Genomic DNA, 14,910 nt, shown 5'->3' with positions numbered 1-14,910 from the left:
CTTCCGCGGAGTCCTACGACCCGGCACGCGAATCGGAGCTCATTTTTTTCTGGACAGGCTGTAAGGGAGGCGAGATCGAAGTTGTGTACCGGATTCACGGTGAAGACGTACACAACTTCGATCTCGGACGTACATCAGACGTTCGCGACGCCCTGCGTGAGGAACCGCTTGCCTGTCACTGCTTCCGAGGTGCCGGTTCGGTCGAGGTACGGAGTGATTCCGCCGTTCCAGAATCCGAAGCCGCCGCCGAGAAGCAGGCAGAGGTCGATGTCCTCCGCCGCGGCTACGACGCCCTCCTCCAACATGATGTTGATCTCGTCGGCGAACGCTCGCCGGGTTCGATCCAGAACCTGCTCTGCCGTCGACGGTGAATCACCCTGTGGCCACAGTGCTGCCACCTCGGGGTCGACGATCTGGCCTTCGGGTCCGTAGGTCCAGACGCCGGGCTTCTTGGCGTCGACGAGCGCTCGGAATCCGGCGGAGTCCTTGAACCGATCGGGGTACGCCTCGGCGAGGGTCTCCGCGGTGTGCAGGGCGACGGCCGGTCCGACCAATGCCAGCAGGGTGAGCGGGCTCATCGGCATGCCGAGCTCGGCGACGGCCCCGTCCGCGACGTCGAAGGGTGTGCCCTCGTCGATCGCGGCGATGATCTCTCCGGATGCGCGGGTGACGAGCCGGTTGAAGACGAATCCGGGCAGGTCGGCAGAGAGTACGGCCGACTTCTTGAGCGTCTTGGCCGTGGCGAATGCCGTTGCCAGCGTGGCATCGTCGGTCTTCTCGCCCTTGACGACCTCCAGTAGCGGGAGGACGGCGACGGGGTTGAAGAAGTGGAAGCCCACCACGCGTTCGGGGTGCTTCAGATCGGCTGCCATCTTCGTGATCGACAGCGACGAGGTGTTGGTGGCGAGAATCGTTTCCGGAGAAACGAATTCCTCGACCTCGGCGAACACCTTCTTCTTCACGTCGAGGTTCTCGAACACGGCCTCGATGACGAAGTCTGCCTGTGCGAACGCCGCCTTGTCGATGGAGCCCGACACCAGTGCCTTGAGACGGTTGGCGGCATCCGGGGACAGACGCTTCTTGCCGAGCAGCTTGTCGATCTCACCGTGAACGTAGCCGACGCCCTTGTCGATGCGCTCCTGGTCGATGTCGGTGAGGATCACCGGCACCTTCAGCTGCCGGACGAAGAGCAGAGCGAGCTGGCTGGCCATGAGACCTGCCCCGACGATGCCGACGCCGGAAATCTTGCGCGCCAACGACTTGTCCGGTGCGCCGGCGGGTCGCTTGGCCCGCTTCTGTACGAGATCGAACGCGTAGAGGCCTGCACGCAGTTCGTCTTTCACGAGCAGGGTGGACAGTGCCTCGTCCTCGGCAGCGAACGCGGTGTCCAGAGAAGCCGAGTCGGTGATGTCTGTGTTCTTGGCGAGCTCGATCAGCTCGACAGCGGCGACCGGACCGGGGGCGAAGTTGCCGGTCTTGCCTGCGACGATGCCCTTCGCGCGGGCGACGGCGTCGTCCCAGGCCTGGCCACGGTCGATCTCGGGACGAGCGGGGGTGATGTCGCCCTTGATCACCTGAGCTGCCCACGCCAGCGACTGCTCGATGAAGTCGGCGCCGCCGAACACGGCGTCGGCGATACCGAGATCGAGAGCCTGCTGCGGCTTGAGCGTTCGGTTCTGGTTGAGCGAGTTCTCGATGATCACCGTCACGGCGTTCGATGCGCCGATGATGTTGGGCAGCAACTGAGTTCCGCCCCACCCTGGAACGAGTCCGAGGAACGCCTCGGGAAGGCCGAGTGCCGCCGCGTTGTCGGCAACGGTGCGGTAGTGCGAGTGCAGCCCGACTTCGAGGCCGCCGCCGAGTGCAGCGCCGTTGATGAACGCGAACGTCGGGATCTCGGACTCGCGCAGGCGCCGGAACACCTTGTGGCCGAGCTGGCCGATCTGAAGTGCCTCGTCCTTGGTCTTGATGTTCGGTACACCATTGAGGTCGGCACCGACCGCGAAGATGAACGGCTTGCCGGTCACTGCGATCGCGACCGGGTTCGCGGCGAACGCCTCGTCGAGTGCGGCGTCGAACTGCGTGAGGCCGCCGGGGCCGAACGTCGACGGCTTGGTGTGGTCGTAGCCGTTGTCCAGCGTCACGAGGGCGATCGAGCCTTCGAGGCCGGGGACGGAGATGATCTTGGTGAATGCGTTCGTGACTACCTCGTCGGTGAACGCAGTGGTGATGTCGCTCATTTGGCTGCTCCTGCCGTCTCGGTCGTTCCTGCAGGCTTCACTCCCGCGTAGTCGGAGTGGTTCGGGTTCTCCCAGATGACAGTTCCGCCCATGCCGAGGCCGATGCACATGGTCGTCAGGCCGTAGCGCACGTCGGGACGCTGCGCGAACTGACGCGACAGCTGCGTCATGAGGCGCACACCGGAGGATGCGAGCGGGTGGCCACACGCGATGGCGCCGCCCCATTGGTTGACGCGGGGGTCGTCGTCGGCGATGCCGTAGTGCTCGAGGAACGCGAGGACCTGAACGGCGAAGGCTTCGTTGATCTCGAACAGGCCGATGTCGGAGATGCTCAATCCGGTTCGTCCGAGCAGCTTTTCGGTCGCCGGGACCGGTCCGATGCCCATGACGGCGGGGTCGACGCCTGCGAACGAGAAGCCGACCATCCGCATGCCGATGTTCAGCCCGAGCTCGTGCGCAGTGTCTTCGCCCGCCAGAATCGCGGCGGTGGCACCGTCGTTCAGTCCTGCTGCGTTTCCGGCGGTCACGCGGCCGGCAGGGCGGAACGGAGTCTTGAGCTTCGCCAGATCTTCGACGGTGGTGCCCGGACGAGGTGGTTCGTCCTCGGTGGCCAGGCCCCATCCGGCGGCGGACTTCGTGGCGACCGGGACGAGCGTGTCGGCGATGTAGCCGGCCTTCTTGGCTGCGTCGTACTTCTCCTGGGACGCGACGGCGTACGCGTCGGTGCGGTCCTTGGTGATCGACGGGAATCGGTCGTGCAAGTTCTCGGCGGTGTTGCCCATGACGAGGGCGCTCGGGTCGACGAGCTTGTCCGCGAGGAAACGCGGGTTCGGATCGACACCCTCGCCCATCGGGTGACGACCCATGTGCTCGACCCCGCCTGCGATGACGACGTCGTACTGGCCGAAGCCGATGCCCGAGCCGGTGGTGGTCACCGACGTCATCGCACCTGCGCACATGCGATCGATGGCAAAACCGGGGACGCTGCGAGGGAGTCCAGCGAGCAGGGCGGAGGTGCGGCCGATGGTCAGGCCTTGATCGCCGGTCTGCGTGGTCGCAGCGATCGCGACCTCGTCGATTCGTTCGGGAGGGAGGTTGGGGTTCTTGCGGAGCAGTTCGCGGATGGCTTTGACGACGAGGTCGTCGGCGCGAGTGTCGGCGTAGATGCCCTTGGGGCCTGCCTTGCCGAACGGTGTGCGGATGCCGTCGACGAACACGACATTCCGCTGTGAGCTGGTGGACGCGGGTACAGACACGCTTCGATCCTCCCGACAGATGCGGACATGGGCCCGGCCGACGCCGGGCTGACGCCCACTGTAGCCGGTATTACCCGTCGGTAACTTGAGGAGGGGTCAAAGCGGCCGTGAGCACGGGGACGACGAGCTCACGCTGCCAGGGACGGGCGCCGCCATCGGCCAGCTCGTTCTCGATCACCGTGACAGCGTCCTCCGGGGTGGCCGGTTTCCAGTCCCACACGAGTCGGCGCAGCAGATCGGGTAACAGCAGGTTCTCGACGGGGACCGAGACGCGTTCGCTGAGCTCGGTCATCGCGGCCCGTGTCGCGGCGAGACGATCGGCGGCATCCTGGTCGCGGCGAGCCCACCGGTTCACCGGGGGCGGACCGTCGAACGGTGCTGCCTTGGGCGGCAGGTCCGAGGCAGGCAGTGCGCGTGCCCGGCCGAGCGCGCCCAGCCACACTTTCGCGGACCGGCGCTGGCGGGGGCCGCCGAAGACTGGCAACGCCTTCAACTCGTTCTCGTTCTTCGGGTCCGCCGTGGCGGCGGCGACGATGGCCGAGTCCGGCAGAATCCGTCCGGCGGCGATGTCGCGGCGGCGAGCGAGCTCGTCGCGTGCCTGCCACAATTCACGCACCGCAGCGAGGACACGCTGAGATTTCACCGCATGAATACCCGATGTCCGGCGCCAACGGTCGGTCTTCGGCTTCGGCGGACCCAGGGTCAGAATGTGTGCGAACTCCTGCGCCGCCCACTCCGTCTTGCCTTGGCTCTCGAGTTCGGCGGCCATAGCGTCACGCAGCTCCAGCAGTACTTCCACGTCGAGTGCGGCGTAGTTCAACCACGTGTCCGGGAGTGGCCGCGTCGACCAATCGGCAGCGCCGTGCCCTTTCTGCAACGACAGGCCGAGCGTTCTCTCGACGATCGCGCCGAGTCCGACGCGCTCGAAGCCCGCCAGACGGCCGGCAAGTTCGGTGTCGTACAGCGTCGTCGGGACGAGGCCCAGTTCTTCGAGGCCGGGAAGATCCTGGTCGGCCGAGTGCAACACCCACTCCAACGGGTTGATCACTTCGGCCAAGGCGGTGAGCTGCCCGGTGACCGGTATGGGATCCAGCAGTACTGTTCCCGCACCGCGGCGTCGGAACTGCAGCAGGTACGCACGCTGTGAGTAGCGAAAGCCCGACGCACGTTCGGCGTCCACGGCGAGCGGACCGTGACCGCCCGCGAGTGCAGCCGCGGCCTCGGCGACGCCGGCGACGGTGTCGACGACAGGGGGGACACCGTCGGCGGGCGCGAGCAGAGGAACGGCAGGCGGAGGACCGTCCGTTACATCCGACGGTTCACTGGAACTTGTCGCTGACATGAGAGGTGACTCTAAGCCCAAACGAGCGGACCGCGTGCGAACTCACGATCCAGTTCGGGTCGCGTCACCGTTTCTCGGCTGTACTCCGTAACTCGGTGATCCCGGCCGGAGGCAGTCCGGCGGCGTAGGCCAGGACCTCACAGAACGCCTCCACATGTGACGCGAGCTCCACCGAGCCCGCCGTCCACGACGCGCGGAGCTCGAGTTGATGCGCCTTCGGGGGCCCGGCGATGTCCCCGTACCTGACCGAACTGGTCGATGTGACAGTCCCACCCAGCGCGGTCACCGGCTCGGCACGATTACCGAGAGCATCGACCAACCAGCTCCACCCGACCTCGGGAAGCAGTGGGTCCGACGCTAGGGTCTCGTCGACGTCGGCCTGAATGTAGGCGACGAGGCGCATGGTGCCGTTCCACGCCTCGTCACCGTCGGGGTCGTACAACAAGATGAGTCGGCCGAATGCGTCACCGTCGGACTGCTCGCCGACGTCCTCCCCGACGGTATGCTTGACCTCGGCGCCCACCGCATAGCTGTACGGCGCGAGACGCTGCGGCGGTCTGATCGGGCCGACTTCGATCGAGGGGTGCACGACTGCCCGGTGCATCGCCTCGACAGCCGATCGAAACGGCGCAGGCTCGGCAGCGGATCCGGGTGTGGTCACGTCATCGGACGTTAGACTTCTCACGTTCCCGTTCGTCGGAGGCGCGCCGAAGTACCAGCACGGACCTGCGTAGAGGCGTCGACCGTGAGGCGTGGCAGCATGGACGGCAATGAACACCGTCACGCCCAGCACCGACACGCCGTCCTCGCGCCGCCACCTTCCCGATGCGCCCTTGCTGGCCGCTGCCGCGGGCCGCGTTCCGACTCGTCGACCTGTCTGGTTCATGCGGCAGGCCGGGCGGTCGCTGCCCGAGTACCGCAAGATCCGCGCCGGGATCGGCATGCTGGAATCCTGCTTCGATGCGGAGCTGGTCACCGAGATCACGATGCAACCGGTCAGGCGGCACGGTGTCGACGCCGCAATTCTGTTCTCGGACATCGTCGTGCCGCTCAAGGCCGCGGGCATCGACCTCGACATCGTCGCCGGCACGGGCCCGGTCGTGGCGAACCCGATTCGATCGCGTGCCGACGTCGATGCGCTACCGCATTTGAGCACCGAGCAGGTACAGCCCGTTGCGGACGCGGTTGCTCTGCTGACGAGGGAACTAGGTGAGACAGCGCTGATCGGCTTCGCCGGTGCTCCGTTCACACTCGCCTCGTATCTGGTCGAGGGTGGGCCCAGCCGAAACCACGAGAAGACGAAGGCGTTGATGCGGTCCGACCCGCAGACCTGGCACACGTTGCTGGACACACTTGCGGACACCACCATCACGTTCCTGAAGGCGCAGCTCGCGGCCGGAATCGATGCGCTCCAGCTGTTCGACTCCTGGGCAGGGGCACTTTCGCTTGCCGACTACCGCGAATTCGTCCTTCCGCACTCGACCAAGGTGTTCGACGCGGTGAGCTCGGCCGGTGTACCGAAGATTCACTTCGGAGTCGGTACGGGGGAACTTCTCGGCGCGATGGGCGACGCGGGTGCCGACGTGGTCGGCGTCGACTGGCGGATCCCACTCGACGACGCAGTCACCCGCGTCGGGGCAGGAAAAGCCCTGCAGGGCAACCTCGACCCGGCCGTGCTGTTCGCGGGCTGGGACGCCGTCGAGACCGAAGTACGGCGAATCGTCGGCGAGGCGGATCGGGCGCTCGCGGCGGGGGCCACCGGGCACGTGTTCAACCTCGGTCACGGGGTACTGCCGGATACCGACCCCGATGTCCTCACTCGTGTGGTGGAGCTGGTGCATTCGCTGTGACGGTGTCGGCGCCTCGCGCCGCGGTGGTCGGCGGCGGAATCACCGGACTGGTCGCTGCCTACAGGCTGCGCCGTAGCCTGGGCCCGGACGCGGAGATCACTGTCGTCGAGGCATCCGAGCGGCTCGGCGGAACGTTGCGAACGGCGCGCATCGCAGACGGTCCACTCGACGTGGGTGCGGAGGCCTTCATCGGGCGACGGCCCGAGGTTCCCGCCCTGCTGAACGAGCTGGGCCTGTCCGAGCAGTTGGTGCATCCGGCGGGGCGGCGACCACTCTTCTACGCGGGCGGTGCGGTGCATCCGATGCCACCCGGCACGTTGATGGGAATCCCGTCGGACGCCGCCGCGCTACGCGGGATGGTCGACGACGAGACTGTGCAGAGGATCTCGGCCGAGTCCGACTCGCCGATGACCTGGCGCGTGGGCGGTGACGTCAGCGTCGCGGAGTTGGTGGGCGGTCGGTTCGGCGAGCAGGTGCTTCGTCGATCCGTCGACCCGTTGCTCGGCGGGGTCTATTCCGGTCTGTCGGACTCGATCGGCGTACGTGCCGCGCTGCCGACATTGGCCGCAGCACTCGACGCAGGAGCGAGCAGCTTGACGGCCGCAGTGACGCGGGCACTGCCCCCGCCCAGCTCCGGACCGGTGTTCGGTGCGCTCCGCGACGGGTACGGAGTACTGGTCGACGCGCTGGTATCGGCGACGAACGCCAGAACTGTCCTGGGTACCCAAGTCGTGTCCATCCGAGGTGAGCGGCGTGGCTGGCGCGTCGACCCCATCGGTCACGTGGATGTCGTGGTCCTCGCCGTACCTGCCCCGGCTCTCGCACGCATCCTCGCGGACACAGTTCCTGACGCCGCGGACGCCGCCGCGGACATCGAACTCGCGTCGTCCGTCGTGGTGGCCATGTCCTTACCGCCGGCCACCGAACTTCCGGACAACTCGGGTGTCCTCGTCGCCACGGACGCGGGACTCTCGGTGAAAGCGTTCACACTCTCGAGTCGTAAGTGGACACACCTGGGCGACCGGGAAACACCGCTGCTGCGTGCGTCACTCGGCCGTTTCGGCGACACCGCAGCGCTGGAGATGACCGACAAGGAACTCGTCGAGGTCGCCACGCAAGATCTGTGTACGGTCACCGGCCTGGACGTCGCACCCGTCGAGACCGTGGTGCAGCGCTGGCGAGGCGGGCTACCGCAGTACGCGCCGGGCCACGTCGAGCGAGTCTCCGAGATCGAAGCCGCAGTTCGTGGCGTACCCGGGCTCGCCGTCGCCGGTGCATGGAGCCACGGCGTCGGAGTCCCCGCTTGTGTCGCATCCGCCACCAGAGCGGCCGCCGCCGTATCCGAGGTGGCACGATAGGGCGCATGGCACGCCTCGACTACTCAGCGCTCAACTCCACACTTCGCTACCTGATGTTCTCGGTGTACAAGGTCACCCCAGGAGTTCTGGGCGACGACCGCGCCGCAGCATCGAAGGAAGCCCGCGTGTTCTTCGAGAGCCAGGAAGAGAAAGGCGTCGCGGTGCGCGGCGTCTACGACATCGCCGGAATGCGCGCCGATGCCGACTTCATGGTCTGGACACACGCCGAGCGTATCGAGGACCTGCAGGCCACGTACTCCGACTTCCGCCGAACCACGGCTCTGGGTAGGGCGAGCACTCCGGTGTGGAGCAACTCCGCGCTGCATCGCCCGGCCGAGTTCAACAAGAGTCATGTGCCGGCGTTCATCGCAGGCGAGGACCCGGGCGCCTACATCTGCGTCTACCCGTTCGTCCGATCCATCGACTGGTACCTGCTGCCCGACGAGGAGCGCCGTACGATGCTCGCCGATCACGGCATGGCCGCCCGCGGATACAAAGACGTCCGCGCCAACACCGTGCCGTCGTTCGCGCTCGGGGACTACGAATGGATCCTCGCCTTCGAGGCACCGGAACTCGACCGCATCGTCGACCTCATGCGCGACCTTCGCGCCACCGAAGCGCGACGCCACGTACGCGAGGAGACACCCTTCTTCACCGGACCACGCGTCGACGTCGAGGCGCTCGTGGCATCCCTGCCATGATCGAGGCGGTCATCTTCGATTTCTCCGGCACGCTCTTCCGGCTGGACGAGGACGATTCCTGGTTCGACGGCGTCACCCACTCCGACGGGGCCCCGGTGGACGGGCATCACGCAGCGGAGTTGATGCGCCGTATGACCGCGCCGGTCGGGGAGGTCGTGCAGTTCGACGACATCACCCGCCACGCGTGGCGGAACCGAGACCTGGACCCGGCGCTGCACCGGCAGGCATACCTTCACGTTCTGAAGGAATCAGGAATAGATCGACCGGAGCAGGCGGAATCCGTGTACGGCCGCGTCATCGACGCGGCCAGCTGGACGCCGTATCCCGATACGGTTGCGGTGGTGAAAGCTCTTGCTGCGAAGTCGATCTCGGTCGGAGTGTTGAGTAACATCCCCTTCGACATCAGGCCGGCGTTCGCGCAGCTCGGCATCGAGGAACACATCGACCAGTTCACGCTGTCCTTCGAGGTCGGCGTCGTCAAACCGCAACCGGAGATCTTCCGCATCGCCGTCGACGGTCTCGGGGTCGATCCGTCGCGAACCCTGATGGTCGGGGACAGCGAAGAAGCGGACGGTGCCGCACGCACGATCGGATGTTCGTTCGCGCTCGTCGATCCCGTTCCGACGGGCGAGCGACCCACCGCGTTGCTGGATGCAGTGAAAAGCCGCGGCATCGACCTGTGAGTGCACAGCACATGGCCCACTGGGGCATGTTCCAGGCCGCGGGCGTGGACGGCGAGGTAACCGAGATCACTCCCGACGCCGGCGATTCCAGTCCGTCCCCCGTCCTGGGTAATCTTCCCGGTTCGGTGCGTCACCGCTCACGCGTGACCGGACCAGCAGTGCGACGAGGGTGGCTCGAACACGGGCCGGGTCCGAGCGAGCGTCGCGGAAGCGATCAGTTCGTGTCCGTCACCTGGGGGGAGCTCACCGACCTCCTCGCCGACGAACTCCGGCGGGTCATCGACCGGTACGGAAACAGTGCGATCTATGGTGGGTCCTACGGGTGGGCCAGTGCTGGCCGTTTCCACCACGCTCAGTCCCAGGTCCATCGCTTCCTCAACTGCCTTGGCGGATACACCCGGTCGGTGAACAGTTACTCGACCGGCGCCACGTCCGTGGTCATGCCACACGTCGTCGGCGCGCATTGGAAATTGTTCTCACGTTCGACATCCTGGAATGTCATCGCGCGCGAGACCGATCTTCTGGTGGCGTTCGGCGGAGTGCCGGTGAAGAACACGTCCGTCAATCACGGCGGCACATCGAATCACCCCACCGAATCTGCACTCGATGCGCTCCGGGCTCGCGGTGGGAAGATCGTCACCGTCAGTCCGCTGCAAGACGACATGACGGGTGCCGCGACGTGGCTCGCGCCCCGTCCCGGCTCCGATGTTGCGGTGATGCTCGGGCTCGCTCACGTTCTGGCGACCGAAAACCTGCTCGACCGAGCATTTCTGGACGATTACACCACCGGCTACGACGTGTTCGAGCGTTACCTCCTCGGTGCGACCGACGGCACACCGAAGTCGCCCCAGTGGGCGTCCGAGAAATCCGGGTTGGCCCCCGAGGTGATCACCGAACTCGCCAGGTCGATGGCGTCGCAACGCACCTTGCTGACGGTCACCTGGTCGTTGCAGCGAGTCCAGAGCGGTGAACAAGCCCCGTGGATGGGATTGACGCTGGCATCGATGCTCGGCCAGATCGGCATTCCGGGTGGGGGATTCGGCCACGGCTACGGCTCGATGAACGAGCCGGGTCTCGCGCCGGTGCCGTACCCGTTGCCGACCCTTCCGCAGGGGCTGAACCCGGTCACGTCCTTCATTCCGGTGGCCGCTGTCTCGGACATGCTGCTCCGACCCGGCTCCGAGTTCGACTACGACGGCAAACGACTGACATACCCCGATATCAAGCTCGTGCACTGGGCGGGGGGCAACCCGTTCCATCACCACCAGGACCTGGGCCGACTGCGGCGCGCACTGGCGCGCCCGGACACCGTCGTCGTGCACGATCCCTACTGGACGCCGATGGCCAAACATGCGGACATCGTGGTTCCGTCCACCACGTCGCTGGAACGCGAGGATCTCAGTTGCACCCGCAACGATCCGCTCCTCGTGGCCATGCACCGCGCTGTGCCTCGATACGCCGAATCGCGTGACGATTACGACACCTTCGCGGCGCTGTCCGAGAAGCTCGGCGTGGCAGAGGCATTCACGGAAGGTCGGTCGTCCCGGCAGTGGGTCGAGCATCTCTACGACCAGTGGCGCGGTTACCTGCGCGCAGCCGGCGTCGACACCCCGGAGTTCGACGACTTCTGGCACACCGGTTCGTTCCGGATGACCACCGAGGACGACCTCACCCTGCTTGCCGACTATCGGGCGGATCCTCGACGGAACGCCCTGCGTACACCGAGTGGGAAGATCGAGATCTTCTCCGAGACGATCGCGGGCTTCGATTATGTCGACTGCATCGGACACCCGGCCTGGTTCGAACCGGACGAATGGTTGGGCGGCGCACGAGCTGCGACATATCCACTGCATTTGATCGCCAATCAGCCCCGCACTCGGTTGCACAGCCAACTGGATCACGGCGCCACCAGCCAGGCGTCGAAAATTGCAGGGCGAGAGCCGATTCGGATCCATTCCACTGCGGCTGCCGCGCGAGGGATCGCCGCCGGCGATGTGGTCAGGGTGTTCAACGATCGCGGAGCGTGCCTGGCCGGTGTGATCATCGACGACGCCATGATGGACAGCGTCGTACAACTGTCCACCGGTGCGTGGTACGACCCGCTCGACCCTGCCGATCCCGCCACGCTGTGCAAACACGGTAACCCGAATGTGCTGACCCCCGACGTCGGCACATCGTCGCTCGCGCGAGGATCGACGGGCCAGCACGTTCTGGTGCAGATCGAACGCTACGACGGAGAACTGCCTCCGATCACCGCGTTCGATCCGCCCGAGTTGCTCGACAGAGCAGCTGTCAGAACATGATCCGACCGATCGTCTCCGCCACGAGCGCAGGCTTTGTCTCTCCCTCGATCTCCAGCGTGCTGGTGGCGACGACCTGAAGAGCCCCGCCGGATACTTCGTCCACCGAGGTCAGCGTCGTCTGAAGGCGAACGTGCGAGCCCACCTTCACCGGGTTGATGAAACGAACCTTGTTGGAGCCGTAATTGACTCCGAGCTTGGTGTTCTCGATCGTGTAGATCTGCCAGTTGAGCATCGGAACGAGAGACAAACTCAGATACCCGTGGGCGACCGGCGCACCGAACGGGCTTTCCTTGGTCGCGCGTTCGACATCCACATGGATCCACTGGTGGTCACCGGTGGCGTCGGCGAAGGTGTTCACGCGTTCCTGCGTGATCTGGAGCCAGTCGCTGACTCCCAGATTCTCGCCGACCGCCGCTTTCAACTGCTCGGGTGAAGTGAAGGTGCGCATCATCACAGTATGCATGTGAGGGGACGTGCTCTGCACTTCTTGTACGAACGCGCCGACCGACGGCTAATCGTTGCCGCACTTCGCGGTTGTTCGTTTCATCGTGCGTCGATCGCGGGGTACGGAAACGCGGCGATGAGTTTGTCCTGTATCTCCGTGAGATTCGGAATCGGGCGATACTCGTCTCGGAGAGCCGCGATCCGATCTGCATCCCACGCGAGGTCCGATGAATGCTGAACCGCCTGTCCGCCGAAAGCGGAGTAGTAGTCCTCGAACTTGTATCCCTTGCCGCCGATCTCCTGCGTCAGCTCGATCCACGCATTCGGGATACCGTACGAGTCCGCGACGATGAGTCCGTGAAGACTCGTGGACATCACGAACTCGCACGACGTGATGTCCGCGACGACCTTGGACGGCTTCCTCGACGGATCGATCAGCAGAATGTTTCCCTCACGTGCGAGGGTCTGTACCACTGTGTCGCTCTTGTGCATCCAGTGATAGACGAGGCCGACTCGACCGTGCACCCGTTGCGAAGGCGGGTAGACCTTGTTTGTCAGAAGCCCTGGATCCCCGACTGCGATGTCGCGGTCGGAGTCGATACGGCCCAGAGTGAGTTGCCCACGTACGGCGTAGATGTCGTACCCAGGGTTGCTGAAGTTTCTCTCGGTGGTTCCCTCGCGCACTCCGAAACCGGAACCCCATACCTTCAGGGTCTTCGGCGCGTTCATGAGCTGAACCATCTCGAGCGTCGAACCGGCGCCGGTGAACTCGCTGCACTTCGGGCGCCTCCACGCACACTTCCGACCGAAGAGAGACTTCACCAGCCCCGGAGTCAGCTCGTCCCCGAAGTTCGGGCGAAGGCCTGTGAGTTTGAGCTGACGCCACCAGAAAGTCTTGATCGCCGCAGTCATTGCAGAAAGATACCGCAGAGTTTTGAATACCGTGCGGTACATGAAGCAAGCTGCAGTGGGTACGCGGCGCGAGCTGAACCCGGGGCGCGACTTCGGTGCGACTACTGTGCGTCGACCGCCGGGTTGAAGATCAGCGATATGGAGTTGATGCAGTAACGCTGATCGGTGGGCGTCGGGTAGCCCTCGCCCTCGAAGACGTGTCCGAGGTGACTGTGGCAGTTCTTGCAGATCACTTCGATGCGGCGCATTCCGAGCGAATTGTCCTCGTTGAGGATAACGGCGTCGCTGTCGGCCGGGTCGAAGAAGGAAGGCCAGCCACAGTGGGACTCGAACTTCTCGGTACTGCGGAACAGTTCCGCGCCACAGGCACGGCACTGGTAAATGCCTTCGGTGGTCGTGTCGGTGTATTCGCCGACGAAGGGTCGCTCGGTTCCGGCTTGCCGTAGAACCGCGTACTCCTCGGGTGAGAGTTTCTCTCGCCACTGCGCGTCGGTGAGCTGTACTGCTGGGGCAGGATTCTTGTCCGTCGCTGAACTCATGCCTTCACGCTAATACTATCCGCCGGACTTCGTCGTCTCCGCTGGTCGCGGGTCGTCCAGTAGATAGTCGGGTTCGATTCCCCGGTCGAGTCGGCCGTCCTGCCGAGCTGCGTAGTAGCGCCCGACGAGCACGCCGAAGACGACGATGATCAGCAGACTCCATCCGAAGGTGGTGCGCATGTAGTCGAAGGCTCGTCCCGTGGTGTAGAACCGGCCGGACAGCCAGCGGTCGTAGCAGGTGAAACCGTAGATGGCGAGCCAGGCCGGCCAGTTCCGGAGCACCGAGTTCTTCAGGACGACCGTCATGAGAAGTGGGAACAGCATCATCGAGTAGTACATCTGGCCCAACGAACCCAGCAGCCAATGTGCAGTGAGGACGAGGCCGGATGTGGTGGCGACGAAGAACAATCGGTCCTCGCGGCAATACTTGTAGAGGATCCACAACGAGGCGAGAACCATGAGTCCGAGGACACCGCGGATTCCGAGAATCAAGAACTCGGGCAGTCCGTAGTAGCGCCCGTTTCCGACAACGGCGCTGTTGAAGTAGTCCCTGGATTCGAGTAGGTACGGCACGGTGCGGTTCACGAAGTCCATGGGGTCGACGGACAGCGGCCATGCGATCGCGGTGAAGATCAGGGGAATGGCGACGGCGGTGACGAACACCTTCCACTGTCTGGTCATGAGCGGAATGATCAGCAGCGGAACGAGAATGGGCTTGACCACGATGGTGAGGCCGATCGCGACGCCTGCCCACAGGTCTTTTCGCTTCAACAGGAAGCCGATGAACGCGACCTCGCCGAGTAACACGAAGCCGTTGAAATTGGTGAACACCAGTGTGTTCGTCACTGTTTCGCTCGCGAACGCGGCAAGGAGCAACACAGGTGCAACGACGGAGTTCAGACCGTAGCCGAAGATGCGCAGCAGAATGTACAGAGCAATCAGGATCGCGAGAGTGCTGGCGAAGATGAACAGCCACCGAGAGCGTTCCGGGTCGATCACGGCGACGGGGGAGAGCAGCATCGTGGCCCCGGGCGGGTACAGGTAGTGCGGATCCACCGAATCGAAGTTCGCCGTGTAGACCGGCTGCCGGTTGAGAAACGCCAGAGCCGCGCGGTACACCGGGGTGAAGTCGTCGGTGATGTCGCCGTTGATCGCTCGAACCAGGACCCGGTTGAGCACCGTCATGACGGCCAACGGCCACAGCGCGAACTTGACTACTTCTGCGGTGGACCGGCCGGTTCGTGGCTCGAGGAAGCTAAGTGACACCTACGGAACGGTACAT

Annotated in this window: 13 protein-coding genes; 5 read left to right on the top strand and 8 right to left on the bottom strand. The window is 64.9% G+C overall.

The genetic code is table 11. The features are described from left to right. Positions 1-134: 134 nt before the first annotated feature. The 4 genes from CH293_RS24380 to CH293_RS24365 form a co-directional block, all read right to left on the bottom strand. Positions 135-2,240 carry a 3-hydroxyacyl-CoA dehydrogenase NAD-binding domain-containing protein gene (locus CH293_RS24380; protein WP_037113057.1) on the bottom strand — a complete coding sequence of 702 codons (2,106 nt, stop codon included), beginning with the start codon at positions 2,238-2,240 and terminating at the stop codon, positions 135-137. Beyond that, entirely contained in the window at positions 2,237-3,496 is a 1,260-nt protein-coding gene (locus CH293_RS24375; RefSeq protein ID WP_094721719.1) for an acetyl-CoA C-acyltransferase, read from the bottom strand. Before CH293_RS24375 ends, CH293_RS24380 begins: the two co-directional genes overlap by 4 nt. Positions 3,497-3,566: 70 nt before the next feature. Further along, entirely contained in the window at positions 3,567-4,838 is a 1,272-nt protein-coding gene (locus CH293_RS24370; RefSeq protein WP_094721718.1) for a ribonuclease D, read from the bottom strand. 64 nt (positions 4,839-4,902) lie between these two features. Beyond that, positions 4,903-5,499: a DUF3000 domain-containing protein gene (locus CH293_RS24365; RefSeq protein ID WP_094721717.1), complete on the bottom strand. Its 597-nt coding sequence runs from the start codon at positions 5,497-5,499 to the stop codon at positions 4,903-4,905. 109 nt (positions 5,500-5,608) lie between these two features. Here CH293_RS24365 and hemE point away from each other — a divergent pair, with 109 nt between their 5' ends. The 5 genes from hemE to CH293_RS24340 are packed head-to-tail and all read left to right on the top strand — an operon-like array spanning position 5,609 to position 11,733. Further along, positions 5,609-6,688 carry a uroporphyrinogen decarboxylase gene (hemE, locus tag CH293_RS24360; protein WP_094721716.1) on the top strand — a complete coding sequence of 360 codons (1,080 nt, stop codon included), beginning with the start codon at positions 5,609-5,611 and terminating at the stop codon, positions 6,686-6,688. Continuing rightward, a complete protein-coding gene (locus tag CH293_RS24355) occupies positions 6,685-8,046 on the top strand; it encodes a protoporphyrinogen oxidase (RefSeq protein WP_094721715.1) in 1,362 nt (453 codons plus the stop codon). Before hemE ends, CH293_RS24355 begins: the two co-directional genes overlap by 4 nt. A 5-nt stretch (positions 8,047-8,051) precedes the next feature. Continuing rightward, positions 8,052-8,747: a hydrogen peroxide-dependent heme synthase gene (gene hemQ, locus CH293_RS24350; RefSeq protein WP_037113065.1), complete on the top strand. Its 696-nt coding sequence runs from the start codon at positions 8,052-8,054 to the stop codon at positions 8,745-8,747. Further along, entirely contained in the window at positions 8,744-9,430 is a 687-nt protein-coding gene (locus tag CH293_RS24345; RefSeq protein ID WP_037113067.1) for an HAD family hydrolase, read from the top strand. The genes hemQ and CH293_RS24345 overlap by 4 nt, the downstream gene beginning before the upstream one ends. A gap of 11 nt (positions 9,431-9,441) precedes the next feature. Then, complete coding sequence (locus tag CH293_RS24340) at positions 9,442-11,733, top strand: molybdopterin-dependent oxidoreductase (protein WP_170945368.1); 2,292 nt, start codon at positions 9,442-9,444, stop codon at positions 11,731-11,733. Here CH293_RS24340 and CH293_RS24335 read toward each other — a convergent pair. From CH293_RS24335 to CH293_RS24320, 4 genes are all read right to left on the bottom strand, one after another. After that, positions 11,723-12,184, bottom strand: coding sequence for a MaoC family dehydratase (locus CH293_RS24335; RefSeq protein ID WP_275041293.1), 462 nt, complete (start codon positions 12,182-12,184; stop codon positions 11,723-11,725). The genes CH293_RS24340 and CH293_RS24335 overlap by 11 nt on opposite strands. 92 nt (positions 12,185-12,276) lie before the next feature. Then, positions 12,277-13,089, bottom strand: a complete 813-nt coding sequence (locus CH293_RS24330; RefSeq protein ID WP_176460102.1) for a polysaccharide pyruvyl transferase family protein — start codon at positions 13,087-13,089, stop codon at positions 12,277-12,279. Between the two features lie 101 nt (positions 13,090-13,190). Beyond that, positions 13,191-13,628, bottom strand: coding sequence for a peptide-methionine (R)-S-oxide reductase MsrB (msrB, locus tag CH293_RS24325; protein WP_037113069.1), 438 nt, complete (start codon positions 13,626-13,628; stop codon positions 13,191-13,193). 15 nt (positions 13,629-13,643) lie between these two features. Continuing rightward, positions 13,644-14,894, bottom strand: coding sequence for a glycosyltransferase family 87 protein (locus tag CH293_RS24320; protein WP_037113071.1), 1,251 nt, complete (start codon positions 14,892-14,894; stop codon positions 13,644-13,646). Between the last annotated feature and the right edge of the window lie 16 nt (positions 14,895-14,910).

It is taken from the genome of Rhodococcus sp. 14-2470-1b (genome assembly GCF_002259415.1).
GTDB lineage: Bacteria > Actinomycetota > Actinomycetes > Mycobacteriales > Mycobacteriaceae > Rhodococcoides.
This window is presented reverse-complemented; position numbering and strand designations above follow the sequence as displayed.

Bases quoted from the DNA above. Each gene is read 5' to 3' on its own strand.
- CH293_RS24330 (WP_176460102.1), bottom strand. From the start codon at position 13,089: ATGACTGCGGCGATCAAGACTTTCTGGTGGCGTCAGCTCAAACTCACA.
- CH293_RS24340 (WP_170945368.1), top strand. From the start codon at position 9,442: ATGGCCCACTGGGGCATGTTCCAGGCCGCGGGCGTGGACGGCGAGGTA.
- msrB (WP_037113069.1), bottom strand. From the start codon at position 13,628: ATGAGTTCAGCGACGGACAAGAATCCTGCCCCAGCAGTACAGCTCACC.
- CH293_RS24380 (WP_037113057.1), bottom strand. From the start codon at position 2,240: ATGAGCGACATCACCACTGCGTTCACCGACGAGGTAGTCACGAACGCA.
- CH293_RS24370 (WP_094721718.1), bottom strand. From the start codon at position 4,838: ATGTCAGCGACAAGTTCCAGTGAACCGTCGGATGTAACGGACGGTCCT.
- CH293_RS24345 (WP_037113067.1), top strand. From the start codon at position 8,744: ATGATCGAGGCGGTCATCTTCGATTTCTCCGGCACGCTCTTCCGGCTG.
- CH293_RS24335 (WP_275041293.1), bottom strand. From the start codon at position 12,184: ATGATGCGCACCTTCACTTCACCCGAGCAGTTGAAAGCGGCGGTCGGC.
- hemQ (WP_037113065.1), top strand. From the start codon at position 8,052: ATGGCACGCCTCGACTACTCAGCGCTCAACTCCACACTTCGCTACCTG.
- hemE (WP_094721716.1), top strand. From the start codon at position 5,609: ATGAACACCGTCACGCCCAGCACCGACACGCCGTCCTCGCGCCGCCAC.